We start from the raw sequence: 21,297 nt of genomic DNA, 5'->3' as shown, positions 1-21,297 counted from the left end.
GCCCTATCCTGCCGCGTCCTCCCGGGCGAGGTCGACCGCGCTGTTCACGAGCCCGATGTGGCTGAACGCCTGCGGGTAGTTGCCGAGCTGGCGCCGGGTCACCGTGTCGTACTCCTCGGCCAGCAGGCCCACGTCGTTGCGCAGGTCCAGCAGCCGCTCGAAGAGCTCTTCCGCCTCCTGCTCGCGGCCCGTCCGCAGCAGCGCGTCGACCAGCCAGAAGGAGCAGGCGATGAACGCCCCCTCGTCGCCCGGGAGACCGTCCACGGACGCGCCCTCGGTGCTGTACCGGCGGATCAGACCGTCGCGGGCGAGCTCGCGCCGTACCGCGTCGACCGTGCCGATGACCCTCGGGTCGTCCGGTGGCAGGAAGCCGGTCCGTACGATGAGCAGCGTCGAGGCATCCAGCTCCAGGGACCCGTAGTACTGGGTGAAGGTGTTGCGCACGGGGTCGTAGCCCTTCTCGCAGACCTCCGCGTGCACGGCGTCCCGCATCGCCCGCCAGCGGTCGGCGTCGCCCGGCAGCTGCGGGTCCTCCTCCAGGCTGCGCACCGCGCGGTCGGCCGCGACCCAGGCCATGATCTTGGAGTGGACGAAGTGGCGGCGCTGCCCGCGGATCTCCCACAGGCCCTCGTCGGGATCGCGCCAGGTCGATTCCAGGAAGCCGAGCAGGCTGAGCTGCAGATTCCAGGCGTGCGGCTTGTTGCCGAGCCCCGCCTCGCGGGCCACCCTGAGCGAGTCGATGACCTCGCCGTACACGTCGAGCTGCCGCTGACGCACCGCCGCGTTGCCCGTGCGGACCGGCCGGGACTGTTCGTAGCCGCTGAGCCACGGCAGCTCCGTCTCGGGAAGTCTGCGCTCGCCCGCGAGCCCGTACATGATCTGCAGGGCCGCCGGGTCCCCCGCGACGGCGCGCAGCAGCCAGTCCCGCCAGGCCGCGGCCTCCTCCAGGTAGCCGGCCGAGATCATGGCGCCGAGCGTGAGGGTGGAGTCCCGCAGCCAGCAGTAGCGGTAGTCCCAGTTCCGTACGCCCCCGATCTCCTCCGGCAGCGACGTCGTCAGGGCCGCGACGATGCCGCCGGTGGGTGCGTAGGTGAGCGCCTTCAGGGTGATCAGGGAACGGAGCACCGCGTCCCGGTGCCTGCCCCGGTACGTGCACGTCGCCGACCACTGCGCCCAGTCGTCCAGGGTGTGCCCGAGCGCCTTGTACGGATCGATCAGCTTCGGGCGCGGGGAGTGCGAGGGGTGCCAGGTGAGGACGAACGCCACCTTCTCGCCCTCGGAGACCGTGAACGAGGAACAGGTGCTGAACTGCTGACCCCACGTCTTGACCGGCGGCTCGCTGCGCAGCCAGACCGAGTCGGGGCCGGCGACGGCCACCCGGTGGCCGTGGGAGCGGCGCATCCACGGCACCACGGAGCCGAAGTCGAAGCGCAGCCGCAGGACGGAGCTCATGTCGACGCTGCCGCTCACGCCCTCGATGATCCGCATGATGTCGGGTGACTCGTCGCGCTGCGGCATGAAGTCGATGACCTTGACCGTCCCGGTCCGGGTCTCCCAGAAGGTCTCCAGGACCAGGGAGTCGTCCACGTAGGCGCGCCGGGTGCAGGTGTCCGTGCTGTCCGTGCCCCGGGGGGCGATGCGCCAGTGGCCGTTGTCCTCGTCACCGAGCAGGGCCGCGAAGCAGGCGCCCGAGTCGAAGCGGGGCAGGCACAGCCAGTCGACAGAACCGTTCCTGCCGACCAGTGCGGCGGTCTGCAGATCACCGATGAGGGCGTAGTCCTCGATGCGTGGGGTCACGTTCTGGCGTCTTCCCGAACCGGGCCGTGGCTAAGCAGCGGGAACGTGTGCAACACGCCGGTGTGACGCGTCAGGCGGTCGCGGGCTCCGGCTGTCCGGCCGTCCCGGCGTCCTTCGCGGCCTGTTCGAGGTCGTGCTTCTCGCGGCGGGCGAGGATGACCCAGCCGACGGGGACCCCGGCGGCGAAGAGCCACCACTGCACGGCATAGGCCATGTGGGAGCCGATGGAGCTGTCGTCGGGAGCCGCGATCGTCTCGGGGCTGCCGTCGGCCGGCTCGGGGCCGGTCAGTTCGAGATAGCCGCCCAGGACCGGCCGGCCGAGCAGCTGTGACTGCTGGGAGCTGTTGATGAGCATGACCTGGCGGTCCGGCAGACCTTCCAGGTCCTTGATGCCACTGGCGCCTGTCGTCTCGTCGGCCTTGAGACGGCCGGTGACGGTCGTCTCGCCCTCCGGCGGGGCCGGGACCTCCGGGAAGGCCATCTGGTCGGCAGCGGCCGGGATCCAGCCGCGGTTGACCAGGACCGTGCCGCCGCCCTTGAGTTCCAGCGGGGTCAGGACGAGCACGCCGATGCTCTCGTCCCGGGAGGTACGGCGCCGTACGACCACCTCGTGCGCGGTGTCGAACGTGCCGGTGGCCGTCACCGCCCGCCAGTAGTCGGAGCGGGGAACCGTGTGGCCCGGCGAGGTGAGACGGTCCACGGGGACCGGATCGGCCTCCAGGTTCTTCGTGATCAGCGCGTTCTGCTCGACCCGGTGCTCATGCCGGTGCAGCTGCCAGAAGCCGAGCTCGACCATCGTGGGAATCAGGACGAGGACGAGGAGGGTGAGAATCACCCACTGCCGGGTCAACAGGAAGCGGTACACCCCATGACCGTACAACCGGGGTCATGGGGTGCGGCACGGAGGGGTCCCCCGTGCGCCCGGCTCGTCCCGTCACACTTTGTCCACGATGCCCGCCTCTCCCTCGGCGCGGGCGCAGTGGCCGCCGCAGTACCAGTGGCCGTCGGCCTCGACGCCCTGGCCGATGACCTGGACCCGGCAGTGCTCACAGATGGGCGCCATGCGGTGAATGGCGCAGGCGAAGCAGTCGAAGACGTGCACCGCGCCCTGCGCGTGCACTTCGAAGGACATCCCGTAGTCGTTTCCGCAAACCTCACAACGTGCCATGCGCCACAGGGTGGGACGCGCGGCGGCGGCGGGCGAGCGGATGCCGGGCGAGTCGCGCCGGGTTCACTCCGATGCGACGCTCAGGGGGACTGCGGGGGCACGGAGGCGGTCCTGGCCGGAGCCACGTCCCTCAACAGATGGGTGAAGGCGCTCTCCTCCAGGATGGGCGTGCCGAACGACTTCGCCTTCACCGTCTTCGAGGTCGCCGCGTCCGGATCGTTGGTGACGAGCAGACTCGTCAGCCGGGAGACGCTGGTGGCCACATGCAGGCCGGCCTCCACCGCGCGGTCCTCCAGGAGCTCGCGGTCGATCGAGGTGTCCCCGGAGAACGCCACCCGCATGCCCTGCATGAGGGGTTTGTCCGACTCGTACCGCCCCGGGTTCGGGTACGGGCAGGCGGGGCGCTTGCGTGAGGGGCGCCAGCTGTTCTGGCCGTGCGACGGCTGATGCCCGATGCGCGGGGTGACCGGCGAGTCGTACCACTCGGTCAGCGGACGGCACTCCAGCAGTGGCAGCCTCAGCTCGTCCCGGGCCGCCGCGTGCAGACTCGGCCGGAACGCCTCGGCCAGCACCCGCGCGTCGTCCAGCGCGTGGTGTGCGCGCTGCTGCACCACGCCGAAGTGCGCGGCCAGCGACTCCAGCTTGTGGTTGGGCAGCGGGAGCCGGAGCTCCTTGGAGAGGGCGATGGTGCACAGCCGCTGCTCGACGGGTGCGGTGACCGCCGCCCGCGCGTACTCCCGGGCGAGCATCGACCAGTCGAACGCGGCATTGTGCGCGACGAGCACCCGCCCGGCGAGCCGCGCGGACAGCTGTGCGGCGACCTCCGGGAAGAGCGGCGCGCCCGCCAGGACGTCGCTGGTCAGTCCATGGATCCAGACCGGTCCCGGATCCCGCTCGGGGTTGACCAGCGTGTACCAGTGGTCCTCGACGTCGCCCCGCGCGTCCAGGCGGTAGACGGCGGCGGACACTATCCGGTCGTCGCGGGCGAGTCCGGTGGTCTCCACGTCGACGACCGCGTACCCCTCGGGGTAGGCGGCCGGCCACTGCGTTGCGGTCTGACGGTCGTCGAGCATGGTCACAGAGAATACGGGCCGTGACTGACAGCTCCCTATTCGGGCGGTACGGATCAGCGAACCGGTGGTGGGCCCCGAGCAGTTGGCCGGCGGTGCCCGGAGGGCGGGTCGGGATGCGCCCGGAGCGGGTGCGGTGAGACGCTCCTGGGGTGACGGAGACACAGGCGCAGACCCACGACGAACCCCACGAGGGCGGACTCGGCACCCGGCTCAACTGGCTGCGGGCGGCGGTCCTCGGCGCCAACGACGGCATCGTCTCCACCGCGGGCCTCGTCGTCGGGGTCGCCGGGGCCACCGATGACCGCGGCACCCTGCTCACGGCGGGCCTGGCCGGGCTGCTCGCGGGGTCCATGTCGATGGCGGCCGGTGAATACGTGTCGGTGTCCACCCAGCGCGATTCGGAGGAGGCCGCGCTGGCCACGGAGAAGCGCGAGCTGGAGGATACTCCTGAGGCCGAACTCGTGGAATTGACAGGGCTGTTGAAGGAGAAGGGGCTCAGTGGCGAAGTCGCCCGTGAGGCCGCCGTCCAGCTCACCGAGCGCGACGCGCTGCGTGCCCACGCCGAGGTCGAGCTGGGCATCGACCCCGACGAACTGACCAACCCGTGGCATGCGGCGGGCGCGAGCTTCCTGGCGTTCACGGTGGGTGCCCTGCTGCCCCTGCTGGCCATCGTGCTGCCGCCCGTCCCGCTGCGACTGCCCGTCACGGTGGTGGCGGTGCTCGCGGCCCTCGCGCTCACCGGCTGGTGGAGCGCGAGGCTCGGCGAGGCGCCGGCGAAGCGTGCGGTGCTGCGGAACACGGCCGGGGGAGCGGTGGCCATGGCGGTGACGTACGGGGCCGGGGTGCTGCTGGGAGCCGCGGGGGTGTGAGGACGGGCCCCCGGGCACGCGGGCACCGCACCGGCCCGGCAGTTCGTCCCGCGGCGGCCGGGGTGAGAGCCCCGTGCGCAGGCGTTCCCGCCCCCGGTCGGTGGAATGTGCCGAAGGCTGCTGACAGCAGGTCTCGCATACTTGTCGGTAACAACGTCTAGCCCTGGCCCGCCGGCGGCCCTACGGTGCTGGCATGGAGCCGAACCTGCCCGATGTCGTGCTGTGGTCGATCCCGGCCTTCGTCCTGCTCACCGTCCTCGAAATGGTGGTCCACCGGCTTCACCCGGACGACGACGCTGCCGGGTACGACGCCAAGGACGCCGCCACCAGCGTCACCATGGGGCTCGGCAGTCTGGCCTTCGACCTGCTGTGGAAGATACCCGTCGTCGCGATCTACGCCGCGGTCCACGAACTGACCCCGCTGCGCGTCCCCGTCCTGTGGTGGACGGTCCTGCTGATGCTGCTCGCCCAGGACTTCTTCTACTACTGGTCCCACCGCGGCCACCACGTCATCCGGATCCTCTGGGCCTGCCACGTGGTCCACCACTCCAGCCGGAAGTTCAACCTCACCACCGCGCTGCGGCAGCCCTGGACCTCGCTGACCGTCTGGCCCTTCTACGTCCCTCTCATCGCCTGCGGGGTCCACCCGGCCGCGCTCGCCTTCTGCTCCTCCGTGAACCTCGTCTACCAGTTCTGGGTGCACACCGAACGGATCGACAAGCTGCCCCGGCCCCTCGAGTACGTGCTCAACACCCCCTCGCACCACCGGGTGCACCACGCCTCCCAGGGCGGCTACCTGGACCGGAACTTCGGCGGGATCCTGATCGTCTGGGACAGGATCTTCGGCTCCTTCACCGCCGAGACCGAGCGGCCCGTCTTCGGCCTCACGAAGAACATCGCCACCCACAACCCGCTCCGCGTCGCGACCCACGAGTACGCCGCCATCGCCCGCGACGTGAGGGCGGCGGCCACCTGGAGCGAGCGGGCGGGCCGGATCTTCCGCGGGCCCGGATGGCAGCCCGCGGGCCGGGCCGCCCGCGCCGCGGCCCGGCCGCCGCGCGCGACCGCCGAGCGTGCCGGATGAGTCCCCGCGCAGGGCTCGTCCGCCCGCTGCTCGTCGCCTTCCTCGCCGTCTCCGCCCTCCACCTCGCCGGGCTCCTGGCCGGCGCCGACGCCGCCCACCTGGTCACCAAGCCGCTGCTGATGCCCCTGCTCGCCGCCTACGCCGCCGCCCGGGGCGGCCCGCGGCCACTCATCGCCGCGCTGCTGTTCGGCTGGGGCGGGGACGTGCTGCTGATGCCCGGCGCGGACGCGGCCTTCCTCGCCGGGATGGGCTCCTTCGCCCTCGGCCACGTCTGCTACCTGTGGCTCTTCGGGCGGGCCCGCGCCTCGCTGCCGGCCGGACTCGCGTACGCCGCCCTCCTGGTGACCTTCGTCGTGCTCCTGTGGCCCGGTCTGCCGGGCGAACTGCGGATCCCACTGGCCGGCTACAGCCTGCTCCTCACCACGATGGCCTGGCGGGCCGGCTCCCTCGGCCGGTACGCGGCACTCGGCGGCGCGCTCTTCCTGCTCTCCGACGCGCTCATCGCGACCGGGATCGCCCACTGGCCGCAGCTGCCCGTCCACGACTTCTGGATCATGCTGACCTACCTGGCCGCGCAGTACCTGCTCACCCTGGGGGCGCTGGGAGATCGCAGGAACTCCACCGGCGCCGCCCCCGGGGCGTACCGTGACGGAGGTATCAGAATCTGACACGAGCGAGGACCCCGACGCATGCGCGCCACAGTGATCCATGCCCCCCACGACATACGGGTGGAAGAGGTGCCCGACCCGGCGATCCAGCAACCCACCGACGTGGTGCTGAGGGTTCTGAGGGCCTGCATCTGCGGCAGCGACCTGTGGGCCTACCGCGGCGCGGCGGCCCGGAAGCCCGGCCAGCGCATCGGCCACGAGTTCCTCGGTGTCGTCGAGGAGGCGGGCCCCGGGGTCGACGGCTTCGCCGTCGGTGACCTCGTCGTCGCCCCGTTCGTCTGGTCCGACGGCACCTGCACCTACTGCGCGGAGGGCCTCACCACCTCCTGCACGCGGGGCGGGTTCTGGGGCTCGGTCGGATCCGACGGCGGCCAGGGCGAGGCCGTCAGGGTCCCGTTCGCCGACGGAACCCTCGTCAGGCTCCCGGCGGGCGCCGCTTCCGACGACCGGCTGCTCACCGCGCTCCTGGCACTCTCCGACGTCCTGGGCACCGGACACCACGCCGCGATCGGCGCGGGCGTGAAGCCCGGCAGCACCGTCGCGGTCGTCGGTGACGGGGCGGTCGGCCTGTGCGGTGTCATGGCCGCCAAGCGGCTCGGCGCCGAGCGGATCATCGCGCTGGGCCGCCACCGGGCCCGTACCGACATCGCCCGCGCCTTCGGCGCCACCGACGTCGTCGCCGAACGCGGCGAGGCCGCCCTCGCCGCCGTACGGGAACTGACCCGGGGCGAAGGCGCCCACGGGGTCATCGAGGCCGTCGGCACCGAGCAGTCCATGCGTACGGCCATCGACATCGTCCGCGACGGCGGCTCCATCGGGTACGTCGGCATCCCGCACGGCAGCGCCACCGGACTCGACCTCGACGTCATGTTCGACCGGAACATCGCCCTGCGCGGCGGTGTCGCCCCCGTGCGCACGTACATTCCGGAACTGCTGCCCGACATACTGGACGGCACGCTCGACCCGTCACCGGTCTTCGACCTCACGGTCGCCCTGGACCAGGTGCCCGGGGGCTACAGGGCGATGGACGAGCGCACCGCGCTGAAGGTCCTCATCAAGCCGTAACCCTCCCGCGCACCTGGGGCCGGACGTGAACAGGGGCCGGGGACAGTGTCCCCGGCCCCTGTTCACATGGTGCTGCGGGTGCTACCGGCGGACCGCGTCCAGCGCGTCCACGACACCGGCTCCGTAGAAGCCGTTGTACTGCGTACCGCCTTCACAGACCGCGTCGACGGTGCCGTCACGATTGATGTCGTACGGGGCGCCGCACGCGGTGGCGTCGGCCTGGTGCGTCAGCAGGGCCTTCACCGCGCGCGCCGAGGCGTGCGGGTGCGTCGACTTGATCAGGGCCGCGACACCCGCGACGTGCGGGGACGCCATCGACGTGCCGGCCTTGTAGCCGAACCCGCCGCCGGGCAGCGTGGACAGGATCAGTCCGCTGGTGGCAGGGGCGTCGGGCGTCTGGTAGATCGTCGAGTCGCCGCCCGGGGCAGCCACGTCGACGACACCGAGACCGTAGTTGGAGTACGAGGACTTGAGGCCCTTCGCGCCGGTCGCGGAGACCGTCACGACGCCCGGGAGCTGCGTCGGGATGTCGGGGCACAGGCTCGGGTCGACGGTCCGGGTGACCGGATCGGTGTCGTTCGGGCTGCTCGCGTCCTCGATCGCGTCGGACGCCAGGTCGAACCGGGAGTTACCGGCGGCCGCCACGTTGACGGTGCCCTTGTTCTCCGCGTAACGGCTCGCGCGGGTGATCGCGTCGACCAGGGCGCCCTGGTCGGGATCGTTCTTGCAGTTGAACATCCACGGGTCGGTGTAATAGCTGTTGTTCGTCACGTCGACACCGTGGTCCGCCGCCCACATGAAGCCGCAGACGACGGCCTCTGTGTAGAACCAGCCGCCCGGCGTGGACACCTTGATGCCGGAGACCTTCACGCCCGGCGCGACACCGGTGACGCCCACGCCGTTCTTCGCCGCGGCTATGGTGCCCGCGACGTGCGTGCCGTGGTCGCTCTCACCGGCGGCCGGCCGCCAGGCGCCGTCCGTCGTGTCCGGCGCGCCGGACACGCAGTTCACCGATGCCGCGCGGTCGAAGTTCGGCGCCAGGTCGGGGTGGGTGTCGTCGACACCCGTGTCGATGACGGCGACGGTGACCTCGCTGCTGCCCAGCGACTCCTGGTGGGCCTTGTCCGCCTTGATGGCGGGCAGGTCCCACTGCAGGGGCTCCAGCGGGTCCTGGTCCGCCGCGGCGTCCGCCGCCGCGGACCGTGCCTGCTCGGCGGTGAGCGGCTGCTCGACCCCGATGTCCTTCGTGGCCTGCGGGAGGATCGGGCTGGTGCGCGTGGCCCCGGCCGACTGGACTCCCTTCGCCTTGCGGATCGCCGGGCCGAAGTCCGGGTTCTGCGAGTGGACGACGATGACACCGATCTTGTCGTACGAGGTGACGACGGTGCCGCCGGCCTTGGCTATCGCCTTCTTCACCTGCTTGACGGTGCCGTGACCGGCCCGCGTGTTCACGACGTACGACAGCTTGGGGCCGTCGGTCGACACCGCCGCGGTCGGCTCGTCCGCCGGAGCGGCCGTCGCGGTTCCCGGAAGGAAACCGAGCGACGCCGTGAGCGCCAGTCCGACGGGCAGCGTGAGTGCGCGTGTCCGTCTGGATGCCAGATGAGCCATGGGTTCTCCACATCATCCGTGCCTGCCACCGGACACACGTCGTGCCCGGTCGGGTACATGACGAGTGAAGCTATCGCTGATCATCCCGGTGGTTCAACAAATACGGGCAAGTGAGTTCGAGGTGTGACCTCCAGGACGCATCCGGGGACGTCCCTCCGAGAACGGCGAATCTGCGGTGAACCGCTTCGTCGCGCCCTCCGTGCCGTTGTCAGGGAGTCGCCGCCGGCCCCACGAGCAGAGGACTCCCCCGTGAATCCCACCGCCCCGACCACCGCACCCGCGTCGCGAGGAGAATCCGTGGCTACCGATGCACCGCCGCCCCCGGGCCGTACGGACGACAGTCCCGTCCAGCCCACGACCGAGGCATTCCTCGAGGCGCAGAACAGCGCGGAGTTCGCCGAACTGCGCCGCTCCCACCGCTCCTTCGCCTTCCCGCTGACCGTCGGCTTCATCGCCTGGTACCTGCTGTACGTGCTGCTGTCCAGCTACGCCGGTGACTTCATGGGCACCGTCGTCCTCGCCAACTTCAACGTGGCGTTCGTCTTCGGCCTCGCCCAGTTCGCCACCACGTTCCTCATCGCCTGGTTCTACTCGCGCCACGCCTCGAAGAAGCTCGACCCCAAGGCGGAGGCCATCAAGTCCCGTATGGAGGCCGACGCATGAGCGCCGTGTACCACTCGCACTCCGCGATCCAGCTCGCCGCGTCGTCCACGTCGGAGCACCGGCCGCTGATCATCAGCCTCTTCGCCGTCTTCGTCGCCGCGACCCTCGCCATCACCGTCTGGGCGGGCCGACAGACCAAGAGCGCCTCCGACTTCTACGCGGGCGGACGCCAGTTCACCGCCTTCCAGAACGGCCTCGCCGTCTCCGGCGACTACATGTCCGCCGCATCCTTCCTCGGCATCGCCGGTGCCATCGCGCTCTTCGGCTACGACGGCTTCCTCTACTCCATCGGCTTCCTCGTCGCCTGGCTCGTGGCCCTGCTGCTCGTCGCGGAACCCCTGCGCAACTCCGGCCGCTACACCATGGGGGACGTCCTCGCGTACCGGATGCGGCAGCGCCCGGTCCGTACCGCCGCGGGTGCCTCCACCATCGTCGTGTCGATCTTCTACCTGCTGGCCCAGATGGCGGGCGCGGGCGTCCTCGTCTCGCTGCTGCTCGGCATCACCAGCGACGCGGGCAAGATCCTCATCGTGGCGCTGGTCGGTGTCCTGATGATCGTCTACGTCACCATCGGCGGGATGAAGGGCACCACCTGGGTGCAGATGGTCAAGGCCGTGCTGCTCATCGCGGGCGCGCTGCTGATGACGTTCATGGTGCTCTGGAAGTTCGACTTCAACGTCTCAGACCTGCTGGGCACCGCGGCCGAGAAGAGCGGCCACGGCGCCGCCTTCCTGGAGCCGGGCCTCAAGTACGGCGCCACCGACATCTCGAAGCTGGACTTCATCTCCCTCGGCATCGCGCTCGTCCTGGGCACCGCCGGCCTGCCGCACATCCTGATCCGCTTCTACACCGTGCCCACCGCCAAGGCCGCCCGAAAGTCCGTCAACTGGGCCATCGGCATCATCGGCGCCTTCTACCTCATGACGATCGCCCTCGGCTTCGGCGCCGCGGCCCTGATCGGCCCGGAGGAGATCAAGGCGAAGAACCCGGCAGGCAACGCGGCGGCGCCCCAGCTCGCCGAGTACCTCGGCGGGGTGGGCACCACGGGCGGCGCCATCATGCTCGCCGTGATCTCGGCCGTCGCCTTCGCCACGATCCTCGCCGTCGTCGCGGGCCTCACCCTCGCCTCCTCGTCCTCCTTCGCCCATGACATCTACGCCAACGTCATCCGCAAGGGGCAGGCCACGGAGAGGGAGGAGATGCGCGCCGCGAAGTGGGCCACCGTCGCCATCGGCGTCGTCTCCATCGCGCTCGGCGCGATGGCCCGCGACCTCAACGTGGCGGGCCTCGTCGCACTGGCCTTCGCCGTCGCCGCGTCGGCCAACCTGCCGACCATCCTCTACAGCCTCTTCTGGAAGCGGTTCACCACCCAGGGCGCCCTGTGGTCCATCTACGGCGGACTCTTCTCGTCCGTCTTCCTGGTGCTGTTCTCCCCGGTCGTCTCCGGGAAGCCCAGCTCGATGTTCCCGGGCGTCGACTTCGCCTGGTTCCCGCTGGAGAACCCGGGCCTCATCTCCATCCCGCTGGGCTTCCTGCTCGGCTGGCTCGGCTCGGTCGTCTCCAAGGAGGAGCCCGACGCCGCGAAGTACGCCGAGCTCGAGGTCAAGTCCCTCACCGGCACCGGAGCCCACTGACACACACCCGCCGCACCGCCCACGGGGCCCCGTCGCAGAGACCTGCGACGGGGCCCCGTCGCAGCTCGTGCCGCACGGGAGTCCTCGATGTCACCGGTCTCGCGTAGTCTCGTATACGGCAGACCGTCATCGCGTACACCACCGGGGGAGGGGGCCCACAGTGCTCATCGACACCTACGGCCGGGTCGCCACCGACCTGCGTGTTTCACTGACCGACAAGTGCAATCTGCGCTGCACCTACTGCATGCCGGAAGAAGGCCTGCAGTGGCTCGCCAAGCCCGACCTGCTCACTGACGACGAGATCGTCAGGCTCATCCGTATCGCCGTCACCGATCTCGGCGTCGGCGAGGTCCGTTTCACCGGCGGAGAGCCGTTGCTGCGCCCCGGGCTCGTCTCCATCGTCGAGCGGTGCGCCGCCCTGGAGCCCCGCCCCAGGATGTCGCTCACCACCAACGGCATCGGGCTCAAGCGCACCGCCGCGGCCCTGAAGTCGGCGGGACTGGACCGGGTCAACGTCTCCCTGGACACCCTGCGCCCGGACGTCTTCAAGACGCTCACCCGCCGCGACCGCCACCAGGACGTGCTCGACGGACTCCAGGCCGCCCGCGACGCCGGGCTCACCCCGGTCAAGGTCAACTCCGTCCTCATGCCCGGACTCAACGACGACGAGGCCCCCGAACTGCTCGCCTGGGCCGTGGAGAACGCGTACGAGCTCCGCTTCATCGAGCAGATGCCGCTCGACGCCCAGCACGGCTGGAAGCGTGACGGGATGATCACGGCAGGTGACATCCTCGCCTCGCTGCGCACCCGCTTCACCCTTACCGCGGAGGGCGAGGAGACCCGCGGATCGGCCCCCGCCGAGCGATGGACCGTGGACGGCGGCCCGCATCGCGTCGGGGTCATCGCCTCCGTGACCAGGCCCTTCTGCCGGGCCTGCGACCGCACCCGGCTCACCGCCGACGGCCAGGTCCGCACCTGCCTCTTCGCCCGCGAGGAGACGGACCTGCGCGGCGCCCTGCGCTCGGACGCACCGGAGGAGGAGATCGCCAGGATCTGGCAGCTCGCGATGTGGGGCAAGAAGGCCGGCTCCGGACTCGACGACCCGTCCTTCCTGCAGCCCGACCGTCCCATGTCAGCCATCGGCGGCTGAGGACTCCCACTCCGCCAGCGGCACGACGTCCTTCAGGAACCCGCGCACCCCGAGGAACGAGGAGAGGTGCTCCCGGTGCTCGTCACAGGCCAGCCAGGTCTTGCGGCGCTCCGGGGTGTGCAGCTTCGGGTTGTTCCAGGCGAGCACCCACGCGGCATCGTCACGGCAGCCCTTGGCGGAACAGACCGGCGCACCGGTGGCGCTCTCGGCGGAAGTCTCGGGGAAGTTCACGACCTCAACCCTAGATCAGCCCCCGGAGCCCGTTCCCGACGCATCCCCGCCGGAGAAACGGCGACGCCGGGCAGCCACGGGGGGAGCTGCCCGGCGTCGGTCCGTCGCTCCGACGGGGGATGCGGAGCGCGTAGGAAGTATGTCACGCGGACCGTGGTGCGGCGCACGGGAACGTCATGATTGATCCAGCCCCCACCGAGCGCCGCGGGCCCGTCCCGGCTCAGCCGTTCCCCTGCGGATCCCCGGTGCCGCCCGACGCTCCGGTCTCCGGAGCCGGCTCCGCGGGACCGGCCGCGGAGGCCGTCCCGAGAGCGGGCCGCAGCGGCGCGGTCACGAACGTCGAAGGGAGCGAAGGGACGTTCTCCCGCCCCGCGTTGGCGATGACCACCGCGACGTAGGGGAGCAGCACGCCCAGCGCGAGCGCCACCACGGCCACATGCCGCTCGACGTTCCACAGGGTCGCGGCCAGCACCACGGAGACGGTCCGCACCGACATCGAGATGATGTAGCGCCGCTGCCTGCCGCGCACGTCGTCGGCGAGTCCCTGCCGGGCACCCGTGATCCGGAAGACCTCCGCGCCGTTCTGCTTCCGCAACATCTCCACCACCAGATCGCTGTGCCGGACCGCCCCGGACCGGGCCGCCCCTCACGGTACGCCCGGCATGCGCCGGGTTCGAGACCGGGGCGTCGTGCCGTCCGGCCGGGTCCGTACCACCGCGGCACGTACGGCCCTGTCCCGCATGCGCCGTACATCCGGCGGGCCGAGACTGGGCGAACGTGCGCACACCGCGCCGCACGAGGAGGCGATATGAGCTGGTTGTGGGCAATCATCGTGGGTCTGGTCCTGGGTCTGCTCGCCCGGGCCATCCTGCCGGGCAAGCAGGACATCCCCATCTGGCTGACGGCGGTGTTCGGCATCCTCGGCAGCATCCTGGGCAACGCCGTCGCGACCTGGATCGGCGTCAACGAGACCGACGGCATCGACTGGATGCGCCACCTGCTGCAGCTGATCGGCGCCGTGATCGTCGTCGGGGTCGGGGACATGCTCTGGCAGTCGATCAGGCGCAACCGCGGCAGCAGGCGCAGAACCTGACCCGCACCGCACCGCGGCCGGCCACGCGTGACGCGCGAGACCGGCCGCGGTGCGGTGGGCGTGCCGGCAGTCAGCCGGCCGTGACCTCGACGGCGGCGAGGTTCTTCTTGCCCCGGCGCAGGACCAGCCAGCGCCCGTGCAGCAGCTCCTCGCGGGCCGGGGCGGCCTCGCCGTCCGTGACCTTCGCGTTGTTCACGTACGCCCCGCCCTCCTTGACCGTGCGGCGGGCGGCCGACTTGCTGGCCGCCAGGCCGACCTCGACCAGGAGGTCCACCAGCGGGCCCAGCTCGCCGACCCGGGCGTGGGGCACCTCGGACAGGGCCGCGCCGAGCGTCGCCTCGTCCAGCTCACCGAGATCGCCCTGGCCGAACAGCGCCTTCGACGCCGCGATGACCGCCGCGCACTGCGCGCCGCCGTGCACCAGCGCCGTCAGCTCCTCGGCCAGCGCGCGTTGCGCGGAACGGGCCTGCGGGCGCTCCTCGGTGAGCCGCTCCAGCTCCTCGAGCTCCTCACGGCTCTTGAAGCTGAGGATGCGCATGTACGTCGAGATGTCCCGGTCATCCACATTCAGCCAGAACTGGTAGAAGGCGTACGGCGTCGTCATCTCCGGGTCGAGCCAGACCGCACCGCTCTCGGACTTGCCGAACTTGGTGCCGTCCGCCTTCACCATCAGCGGCGTCGCCAGGGCGTGCACCGTGGCATCCGGCTCCACGCGGTGGATCAGGTCGATCCCCGCCGTGAGATTGCCCCACTGGTCGCTGCCGCCCTGCTGGAGGGTGCAGCCGTGGCGCCGGTACAGCTCCAGGAAGTCCATGCCCTGCAGCAGCTGGTAGCTGAACTCCGTGTAGCTGATGCCCTCCTGGGACTCCAGGCGGCGGGCGACCGAGTCCTTGGTGAGCATCTTGTTGACCCGGAAGTGCTTACCGATGTCCCGGAGGAACTCGATCGCGGACAGGCCCGCGGTCCAGTCCAGGTTGTTCACCATCGTGGCGGCGTTCGGACCGTCGAAGGTGAGGAAGGGCTCGATCTGACCGCGCAGCCGACCGACCCAGGCGGCGATGGTCTCCGGGTCGTTCAGCGTGCGCTCCGCGGTCGGCCGCGGGTCACCGATCTGGCCGGTGGCCCCGCCGACCAGGGCGAGCGGCCGCAGTCCGGCCAGCTGGAGCCGGCGCATGGTGAGCACCTGCACCAGGTGGCCGACGTGCAGACTCGCCGCGGTCGGGTCGAACCCGCAATAGAACGTGACCGGGCCGTCCGCGAGAGCCTTGCGCAGTGCGTCCTCGTCAGTGGACTGGGCGAACAGCCCGCGCCACTTCAGCTCGTCGACGATGTCCGTCACGGTCTTTTCTCTCCTCGTGGGGTCGAGATGGGGTCGATGGAATGTGCGGTTCAGTCTAAGGGCTGTCCCGCAACTCCTGGCGGGCGCACGACGACAGCTACGGCACCTCGCCGCGTTGTCGGAACGCCCGAATACGTCCGGTATTCGGGCGTCCCTCCGCCTTGCGATGCACCGCATCTGACGCCGCGCGCTGATCCACCAGGAATTGCGGGACAGCCCTTAGGACGGTCAGACGCCCCGGCTGACCGAGCTCATATGGAAATCGGGGATGCGCAGCGCGGGCATGGCGGCACGGGTGAAGTAGTCGCCCCATTCGCGCGGCAGCGTCTTCTCCGTGCGCCCCGCCTCCGAGGCCCGGGACAGCAGCCCGACCGGCGACTCGTTGAACCGGAAGTTGTTCACTTCGCCGAGGACCTCGCCGTCCTCCACCAGATAGACCCCGTCCCGGGTCAGCCCGGTCAGCAGCAGCGTCGCGGGATCGACCTCCCGGATGTACCAGAGACAGGTCAGCAGCAGGGCCCGGCCGGTCGTCGCCGCCACCATCTCCTCCAGCGACCGCTCACCGCCGCCGTCCAGTACGAGGTTGTCCATGGACGGGGCGACCGGCAGGCCCGTCAGTCCGGCGGAGTGCCGCGTCGTGGTCAGCCGCTCCAGCCTGCCGTCCCCGATCCAGGTCGTCGGCGCGAGCGGCAGTCCGTTGTCGAAGACGGAGCCCCCGTCGCCGGAGGCGTGGGCGATCACGAACGGCGCGGACTCCAGCCCCGGCGCGTACGGGTCGCTGCGCAGCGTCAGCGGCAGCGCGGAGAGCGACTCGCCGAGCCGCGTGCCGCCGCCCGGCCGGGAGAAGACCGTCCGGCCCTCCGCGGCGTCCCGGGCGCCGGCCGACCAGTACTGGTAGATCAGCAGGTCGGCCACCGCGGTCGGAGGCAACAGTGTCTCGTAGCGTCCGGCCGGCAGCTCGATCCTGCGCTCCGCCCAGCCGAGCCGCTGGGCGAGCTCCGCGTCCACGGCCGCCGGGTCGACGTCCTTGAAGTCGCGGGTGGACCGGCCGGCCCAGGCGGACCGGGTGCGGTCGGGGGACTTGGCGTTCAGCTCCAGCGTCCCGTTCGGCTGGTCGTGGCGCAGCCGCAGCCCCGTCGACGTCCCCAGGTAGGTCGAGGTCATCTCGTGGTGGGCGAAACCGTACAGCTCACGGCCGCCGGAGCGCGCGCGGGCGAAGGCGTCGCCGAGCGCCGGGGCGAAGTCGGCGAAGACCTCGGAGCCCGTCTCGGCCGGCGCCTCCGTGAACGCCGCGGACGCCGGCACCCCGGACACCAGCGGCTGCGCGTCCTCGGCCGGACCGGCGCCGCGGGCGGCCGCCTCGGCGGCCCGTACGAGCGGTTCCAGGTCGTCGGTGGTGACGGCCGAACGCGACACCACACCGGACGCCGTCCCCTGCGCGCCGTCCACGGTCGCGATCACGGTCAGGGTGCGTCCCCGCGTGACCCCGTTCGTGGTGAGAGCGTTGCCGGCCCAGCGCAGATTGGCGGAGGAGTCCTCGTCCGCGATGACGACACAGCCGTCCGTGGTGGACAGCTCGAGCGCCCGCTCGACGATCTCGTACGGCTTGCTGACGCGGCTCATCGTCCGGCCTCCTGCGTCGTGTTGAGGATGTTCACGCCTCGGAAGAGGGCGGAGGGGCAGCCGTGCGAGACGGCGGCGACCTGGCCGGGCTGGGCCTTGCCGCAGTTGAACGCGCCGCCCAGCACATACGTCTGCGGGCCGCCCACCTTCTCCATCGAGCCCCAGAAGTCCGTGGTCGTCGCCTGGTACGCCACGTCCCGCAGCTGGCCCGCGAGCCTGCCGTTCTCGATCCGGAAGAACCGCTGGCCGGTGAACTGGAAGTTGTAGCGCTGCATGTCGATCGACCAGGACCGGTCGCCGACCACGTAGATCCCGCGCTCCACCCCGCCGATCAGGTCCTCCGTCGACAGCCCGCCGGGATCCGGCTGGAGCGACACGTTCGCCATGCGCTGTACGGGGACATGGCCCGGCGAGTCCGCGTACGCGCACCCGTTGGACCGGCCCAGGCCCGTCAGCTTCGCGATCCGCCGGTCCGTCTGGTAGCCCACCAGCGTGCCGTCCTTGACCAGGTCCCAGGACTGCGCCTCGACACCCTCGTCGTCGTACCCGATGGTCGCGAGCCCGTGCTCGGCGGTGCGGTCGCCCGTCACATGCATCGCGGGGGAGCCGTACGCGAGCCTGCCCAACTGGTCGAACGTGGCGAACGAGGTCCCGGCGTACGCCGCCTCGTAGCCCAGCGCCCGGTCGAGCTCGGTGGCGTGGCCGATCGACTCGTGGATGGTCAGCCACAGGTTGGACGGGTCGACGACCAGGTCGTACGTCCCCGCCTCGACGCCCGGTGCCCGCATCTTCTCGGCGAGCAGACCGGGGATCCGCTCCAGCTCCGCGTCCCAGTCCCAGCCGGTACCGGTGAGGTACTCCCAGCCCCGGCCCACCGGCGGCGCGATCGTCCGCATCGAGTCGAACTCGCCTGTGGCGCCGTCCACGGCCACGGCGGTGAGCTGCGGATGCACCCGCACCCGCTGCTGCGTGGTGACGGTGCCGGCGGTGTCCGCGTAGAACTTGTTCTCGTGGACGGTCACAAGCGAGGCGTCCACGTGCGCGACGCCGTCGGCCGCCAGCAGTCGCGAGCTCCACTCGGCGAGCAGCCCGGCCTTCTCCTCGTCCGGGACGGAGAACGGGTCCGTCTCGTACGCCGACACCCAGGTCCGCTCGCCGTGCACCGGCTCGTCCGCCAGCTCGACCCGCTCGTCGGACCCGGCCGCCGCGATCACCTTCGCGGACAGCTTGGCCATGGCGACGGCCTGCGAGGCCACCTTGGCCGCCGCGTCCATCGTCAGGTCCACCCCGGACGCGAACCCCCAGGCCCCGCCGTGCACCACCCGGACCGCGTACCCGAGATCGGTGGAGTCCGACCCTCCGGAGGGCCGCGCGTCCCTCAGCCTCCAGGAGGCGCTGCGCACCCGCTCGAACCGGAAGTCCGCGTGCGCCGCGCCGAGTGCACGCGCGCGGGCGAGCGCCGCGTCGGCGAGGGAACGCAGCGGCAGGGCCAGGAACGACTGATCTACCTCATGGGCCACGAAGGGCTCCCCTCCTTTGACAGTACTGGCAGTGAATCATGGAGCGCACGGTCACCGGGCGGCTACCGGTTTGCGGGCCGTGGGCACGCCGGACGGCAGTAGGCCAGGCCATCGAGGAAGCACTCGGCCTCCCCATGGACGCATTCGCCCGCCACCCCGGCGCGAAGTACAGCCAGCGGGAGTTCGCACGGTCCGCGCTGCGCACGCAGATGCACACGGTGCTGGACATGGAGAACGAGGAGAAGCTGTTCGCGGATGTGACCAACCGTGTTGCGTTCTGTCTGTTCACCTTCGGTGGCTCTGCCCGTGAGTACGAGCACGTCCGACTTGCGTTCCGGGCACGTCGGCCGGATCAGCTGGATGCACGGGAGTTCACACCGGATGCGGAAGGGTTCCGGCGGATCAACCCGAACAGCCGGACGGCTCCGGTGTGCGAGAGCCCGGAGCATTTCCGGATCCTCGACTGACTGGATGCTCGGATGGCGTGATGTGTGCCGCGCGTCGGACGACAGGACGGTCATCGCGTCCGTATTGCCACGAACGGCGGTGGGGCACACTCAGCCGCTATTCATGCCTGCACGCCTCTCAGTGCCCCTTGACGCCTTCCTTGTGAATCTGTCGTCCTTCATCCTGGACTTCGCAGCCAGGCAGAAGATGCAAGGCGCACACCTCACGTACACATACCTGGAGCAGTTGCCAATCCTCGCCCCGGACGAGTACGCGAAGCCCGTCACCTGGCTGGACGGCCAGTCGCCTGAGGCCTGGATTCGTGCACGTGTCCTCGAACTGACCTACACGTCATATGAGATGGGCCCCTGGGCCGCACACCTCGGCGACGAGGCTGCCCCCTTTGTCGGGGACGAAGACCGCCGCTTCCTCATGCGCGCCGAGCTGGACGCCGCGTACTTCCACCTCTACGGCATCGAGCGCAATGACCTTGACCTTGTCCTGGACAGCTTCCGCGCCTTTCGCAACAAGAAGCCGGAGCTCTTCCAGCGCACCAAGGACGAGATCATCCGTATCTACGAGGCCATGGCAACCGGCCCGTACGTCACGCTACTCACCCCGCCCCCGGGTCAGGGCCGCATACACAAGCCCGGCACCAGCCCGCTGACCCGCGTTGCCCCGCCCGCCCCTCCGGTCCGGCCCGCACCTGCGAGGAAGAGCAGCAAGCCGGTCATGGACGGCCACGTGGGCGGAGCCCTGTTCGGCCTGGACGAAGTGGAGGGCGTCGACATACAGCTCGACATCTTCGGGCGCGAGGAGTAGCCACACCCGCTCCCGTGCACAGCAACGGCCGCCCGCCCGGATACCCCGGTCGGGCGGCCGTCCGCATGTACCGCACCTGTCAGAACTCGTCGGCGAGTACACCTGCCCGAAACGCGGCCCACTCGGAGGCCGTGAAGCACAGGGGCGGGCGCTCGGGGTTCTTCGAGTCGCGTACGGCCCTGGCACCGCCGGGCAGCTCTGCGATCTCGACGCAGTCGTGCTCCGCGCCACTCGCGGACGCCTTGCGCCATATGGATTCGGAGAGGTCGTGCGCATACAGGTCTGCCTTCGGGCGGTTCACTTTCGGAGGCCTTCTTCCATCTCGGCGATACGCACGAGCGAGTCCTCCACTGACAGGGCAGTGGCTTGAATGTGCTGGAACGCCAGTGCGTAAGGAGCTGTGTCCTCGCCTTCAACGTATGTCGCGCCGGTGAGATTCTCCAGAACGACGACCTCCGACAACGGCTTGGCGAACGTGGCCAGGCTGAACCCACCCAGCAGGCCTGGGTGGGCAGTTGGGGTCATCGGCATGAGCTGAACAGTCACGTTGGGCATCTCCGAGGTATCCAGGAGCCGCCGCAACTGCTCGCGCATCGTGGCGGGTCGGGCGGCGAAACGTTGGTGAAGCGAGGCCTCGTGGATGATCGTCCACAGCTCCATCCGAGGGCTTGGCCGGGTCAGGACCGACTGTCTGGCCATCCGGACCTCCGCGAGCGCGGCGACCTCCTCAGGGCTCCGTGTCGTGGTGATCCCCGCAATGGTTTCCCGGGCGTAGGACGGAGTCTGGAGCAGCCCCGGGACGAGGAGTGGCGACCAGCTGCAGATTTTCTCGGCATCGGACTCAAGAGAAATGAAGTCGGCGTACGACGGGGAGACGATCCCCGAGTAGGTCTGCCACCAACCGCGCCTCCCGGCGTCCCTGGACAGGCTTTCCAAAGCGGCACGGGCTTCGGGATCGTCCACGCCGTAGACGTTGAGCAGGCACAGCAGGTCGGCGGGCCGGATGCCCAGCGTCGCGTTCTCGATCTTCGACATCTTCGGGGCCTTCCAGCCCACGGCCGTAGCGGCTTCATCAAGCGTCAGGCCGGCCTGGTTGCGCAGCTTGCGGAGAGTCATGCCGAGTCGACGACGGCGGACAGTCGGGACCAGGGGAGCGTTGGGCATGGCCGAAGTCTGCACTTCTCCGGGGCTCTCTGCCTCACCTTGGGAGGCGCGTAACCCGAACGGGTGGAAAGTTTTCACCGGTTATGGAAAGTGTGCGCTTCGGTGCGATCGTCGCTCATGGCGAGATGTTGAACGCATTGCGTCACTGTGATCGGCGCAACGAAGCGCCCCTGCCCGGAGGTTCACGTGCAACTCACTCCCCGACCCAGCGCCGCCCTCGGCCACTACCTCACCCCCACCCCACCGGCTTCTCCCTCCGCATGTCCGCCTCGCCCC

At 70.4% G+C, this 21,297-nt stretch carries 22 protein-coding genes; 10 read left to right on the top strand and 12 right to left on the bottom strand.

Features of this window, described 5'->3' with window-relative positions:
• Positions 1-3: 3 nt before the first annotated feature.
• The 4 genes from AB0F38_RS26125 to AB0F38_RS26110 form a co-directional block, all read right to left on the bottom strand.
• The gene (locus AB0F38_RS26125) at positions 4-1,797 is read right to left on the bottom strand and encodes a glycoside hydrolase family 15 protein (protein ID WP_361898081.1); all 1,794 of its coding nucleotides are present in this window, start codon (positions 1,795-1,797) and stop codon (positions 4-6) included.
• A 70-nt stretch (positions 1,798-1,867) separates the two neighbouring features.
• Positions 1,868-2,662: an SURF1 family protein gene (locus tag AB0F38_RS26120; RefSeq protein ID WP_361898079.1), complete on the bottom strand. Its 795-nt coding sequence runs from the start codon at positions 2,660-2,662 to the stop codon at positions 1,868-1,870.
• 69 nt (positions 2,663-2,731) lie between these two features.
• Positions 2,732-2,965, bottom strand: coding sequence for a hypothetical protein (locus AB0F38_RS26115; protein WP_361898076.1), 234 nt, complete (start codon positions 2,963-2,965; stop codon positions 2,732-2,734).
• 80 nt (positions 2,966-3,045) lie between these two features.
• Positions 3,046-4,044, bottom strand: coding sequence for a DEDDh family exonuclease (locus tag AB0F38_RS26110; protein WP_361898073.1), 999 nt, complete (start codon positions 4,042-4,044; stop codon positions 3,046-3,048).
• A gap of 143 nt (positions 4,045-4,187) precedes the next feature.
• Between AB0F38_RS26110 and AB0F38_RS26105 the strand changes: the two genes are divergently transcribed.
• The 4 genes from AB0F38_RS26105 to AB0F38_RS26090 all read left to right on the top strand — a co-directional run bounded on the left by AB0F38_RS26105 (position 4,188) and on the right by AB0F38_RS26090 (position 7,724).
• Positions 4,188-4,907 carry a VIT family protein gene (locus AB0F38_RS26105; protein WP_361898071.1) on the top strand — a complete coding sequence of 240 codons (720 nt, stop codon included), beginning with the start codon at positions 4,188-4,190 and terminating at the stop codon, positions 4,905-4,907.
• A 193-nt stretch (positions 4,908-5,100) separates the two neighbouring features.
• Entirely contained in the window at positions 5,101-5,991 is an 891-nt protein-coding gene (locus AB0F38_RS26100; protein WP_361898069.1) for a sterol desaturase family protein, read from the top strand.
• Positions 5,988-6,659 carry a lysoplasmalogenase gene (locus AB0F38_RS26095; protein WP_361898067.1) on the top strand — a complete coding sequence of 224 codons (672 nt, stop codon included), beginning with the start codon at positions 5,988-5,990 and terminating at the stop codon, positions 6,657-6,659. The genes AB0F38_RS26100 and AB0F38_RS26095 overlap by 4 nt, the downstream gene beginning before the upstream one ends.
• A 21-nt stretch (positions 6,660-6,680) precedes the next feature.
• A complete protein-coding gene (locus tag AB0F38_RS26090; protein ID WP_361898064.1) occupies positions 6,681-7,724 on the top strand; it encodes a zinc-dependent alcohol dehydrogenase family protein in 1,044 nt (347 codons plus the stop codon).
• An 81-nt stretch (positions 7,725-7,805) separates the two neighbouring features.
• Here the strand turns inward: AB0F38_RS26090 and AB0F38_RS26085 are convergent, their stop codons facing one another.
• Positions 7,806-9,335 carry a S8 family serine peptidase gene (locus tag AB0F38_RS26085; RefSeq protein WP_361898062.1) on the bottom strand — a complete coding sequence of 510 codons (1,530 nt, stop codon included), beginning with the start codon at positions 9,333-9,335 and terminating at the stop codon, positions 7,806-7,808.
• A 297-nt stretch (positions 9,336-9,632) separates the two neighbouring features.
• Here AB0F38_RS26085 and AB0F38_RS26080 point away from each other — a divergent pair, with 297 nt between their 5' ends.
• The 3 genes from AB0F38_RS26080 (at position 9,633) to moaA (ending at position 12,782) form a co-directional block, all read left to right on the top strand.
• On the top strand, positions 9,633-9,998 hold the full coding sequence (locus AB0F38_RS26080; protein WP_361898059.1) for a DUF485 domain-containing protein: 366 nt from the start codon (positions 9,633-9,635) through the stop codon (positions 9,996-9,998).
• Positions 9,995-11,632: a cation acetate symporter gene (locus tag AB0F38_RS26075; protein WP_361898057.1), complete on the top strand. Its 1,638-nt coding sequence runs from the start codon at positions 9,995-9,997 to the stop codon at positions 11,630-11,632. Before AB0F38_RS26080 ends, AB0F38_RS26075 begins: the two co-directional genes overlap by 4 nt.
• 160 nt (positions 11,633-11,792) lie before the next feature.
• Positions 11,793-12,782, top strand: a complete 990-nt coding sequence (moaA, locus tag AB0F38_RS26070; protein ID WP_361898054.1) for a GTP 3',8-cyclase MoaA — start codon at positions 11,793-11,795, stop codon at positions 12,780-12,782.
• Here the strand turns inward: moaA and AB0F38_RS26065 are convergent.
• Both AB0F38_RS26065 and AB0F38_RS26060 read right to left on the bottom strand, forming a co-directional pair.
• On the bottom strand, positions 12,765-13,013 hold the full coding sequence (locus tag AB0F38_RS26065) for a hypothetical protein (RefSeq protein ID WP_361898051.1): 249 nt from the start codon (positions 13,011-13,013) through the stop codon (positions 12,765-12,767). The two genes, moaA and AB0F38_RS26065, sit on opposite strands and share 18 nt — an antisense overlap.
• 220 nt (positions 13,014-13,233) lie before the next feature.
• A complete protein-coding gene (locus AB0F38_RS26060; protein ID WP_361898048.1) occupies positions 13,234-13,611 on the bottom strand; it encodes a DUF3099 domain-containing protein in 378 nt (125 codons plus the stop codon).
• A 210-nt stretch (positions 13,612-13,821) separates the two neighbouring features.
• On the opposite strand from AB0F38_RS26060, the gene AB0F38_RS26055 reads away from it, so the two are divergent.
• Positions 13,822-14,106, top strand: coding sequence for a GlsB/YeaQ/YmgE family stress response membrane protein (locus AB0F38_RS26055; protein ID WP_361898045.1), 285 nt, complete (start codon positions 13,822-13,824; stop codon positions 14,104-14,106).
• A gap of 70 nt (positions 14,107-14,176) precedes the next feature.
• Here the strand turns inward: AB0F38_RS26055 and tyrS are convergent, their stop codons facing one another.
• From tyrS to AB0F38_RS26040, 3 genes are all read right to left on the bottom strand, one after another.
• Entirely contained in the window at positions 14,177-15,445 is a 1,269-nt protein-coding gene (tyrS, locus tag AB0F38_RS26050) for a tyrosine--tRNA ligase (protein ID WP_361898042.1), read from the bottom strand.
• Positions 15,446-15,673: 228 nt separating this feature from the next.
• Positions 15,674-17,068 (bottom strand): metallopeptidase TldD-related protein, encoded by a 1,395-nt coding sequence (locus AB0F38_RS26045; protein ID WP_361898039.1) that lies wholly within the window; start codon positions 17,066-17,068, stop codon positions 15,674-15,676.
• On the bottom strand, positions 17,065-18,588 hold the full coding sequence (locus AB0F38_RS26040) for a TldD/PmbA family protein (protein WP_361898036.1): 1,524 nt from the start codon (positions 18,586-18,588) through the stop codon (positions 17,065-17,067). The genes AB0F38_RS26045 and AB0F38_RS26040 overlap by 4 nt, the downstream gene beginning before the upstream one ends.
• A 134-nt stretch (positions 18,589-18,722) precedes the next feature.
• Between AB0F38_RS26040 and AB0F38_RS26035 the strand changes: the two genes are divergently transcribed.
• Complete coding sequence (locus AB0F38_RS26035; protein ID WP_361898033.1) at positions 18,723-19,055, top strand: hypothetical protein; 333 nt, start codon at positions 18,723-18,725, stop codon at positions 19,053-19,055.
• A 142-nt stretch (positions 19,056-19,197) separates the two neighbouring features.
• Entirely contained in the window at positions 19,198-19,857 is a 660-nt protein-coding gene (locus tag AB0F38_RS26030) for a hypothetical protein (RefSeq protein WP_361898030.1), read from the top strand.
• A gap of 79 nt (positions 19,858-19,936) precedes the next feature.
• On the opposite strand, the gene AB0F38_RS26025 is transcribed toward AB0F38_RS26030, so the two are convergent.
• Both AB0F38_RS26025 and AB0F38_RS26020 read right to left on the bottom strand, forming a co-directional pair.
• Positions 19,937-20,158, bottom strand: coding sequence for a DUF397 domain-containing protein (locus AB0F38_RS26025; RefSeq protein WP_361898028.1), 222 nt, complete (start codon positions 20,156-20,158; stop codon positions 19,937-19,939).
• A complete protein-coding gene (locus AB0F38_RS26020) occupies positions 20,155-21,021 on the bottom strand; it encodes a helix-turn-helix transcriptional regulator (protein ID WP_361898025.1) in 867 nt (288 codons plus the stop codon). The genes AB0F38_RS26025 and AB0F38_RS26020 overlap by 4 nt, the downstream gene beginning before the upstream one ends.
• Between the last annotated feature and the right edge of the window lie 276 nt (positions 21,022-21,297).

Origin of the sequence: Streptomyces sp. NPDC025273, from assembly GCF_040638585.1 — a bacterium.
Lineage (GTDB): Bacteria > Actinomycetota > Actinomycetes > Streptomycetales > Streptomycetaceae > Streptomyces > Streptomyces cinereorectus.
The sequence above is the reverse complement of the archived record's forward strand: the minus strand, read 5'-3'. Positions and strand labels throughout refer to the sequence as shown.

Coding starts and splice junctions, on each gene's coding strand:
- AB0F38_RS26115 (WP_361898076.1), bottom strand. CDS start 2,965: ATGGCACGTTGTGAGGTTTGCGGAAACGACTACGGGATGTCCTTCGAA.
- AB0F38_RS26100 (WP_361898069.1), top strand. CDS start 5,101: ATGGAGCCGAACCTGCCCGATGTCGTGCTGTGGTCGATCCCGGCCTTC.
- AB0F38_RS26095 (WP_361898067.1), top strand. CDS start 5,988: ATGAGTCCCCGCGCAGGGCTCGTCCGCCCGCTGCTCGTCGCCTTCCTC.
- AB0F38_RS26090 (WP_361898064.1), top strand. CDS start 6,681: ATGCGCGCCACAGTGATCCATGCCCCCCACGACATACGGGTGGAAGAG.
- AB0F38_RS26085 (WP_361898062.1), bottom strand. CDS start 9,335: ATGGCTCATCTGGCATCCAGACGGACACGCGCACTCACGCTGCCCGTC.
- AB0F38_RS26075 (WP_361898057.1), top strand. CDS start 9,995: ATGAGCGCCGTGTACCACTCGCACTCCGCGATCCAGCTCGCCGCGTCG.
- AB0F38_RS26060 (WP_361898048.1), bottom strand. CDS start 13,611: ATGTTGCGGAAGCAGAACGGCGCGGAGGTCTTCCGGATCACGGGTGCC.
- AB0F38_RS26055 (WP_361898045.1), top strand. CDS start 13,822: ATGAGCTGGTTGTGGGCAATCATCGTGGGTCTGGTCCTGGGTCTGCTC.
- AB0F38_RS26045 (WP_361898039.1), bottom strand. CDS start 17,068: ATGAGCCGCGTCAGCAAGCCGTACGAGATCGTCGAGCGGGCGCTCGAG.
- AB0F38_RS26035 (WP_361898033.1), top strand. CDS start 18,723: ATGGACGCATTCGCCCGCCACCCCGGCGCGAAGTACAGCCAGCGGGAG.
- AB0F38_RS26020 (WP_361898025.1), bottom strand. CDS start 21,021: ATGCCCAACGCTCCCCTGGTCCCGACTGTCCGCCGTCGTCGACTCGGC.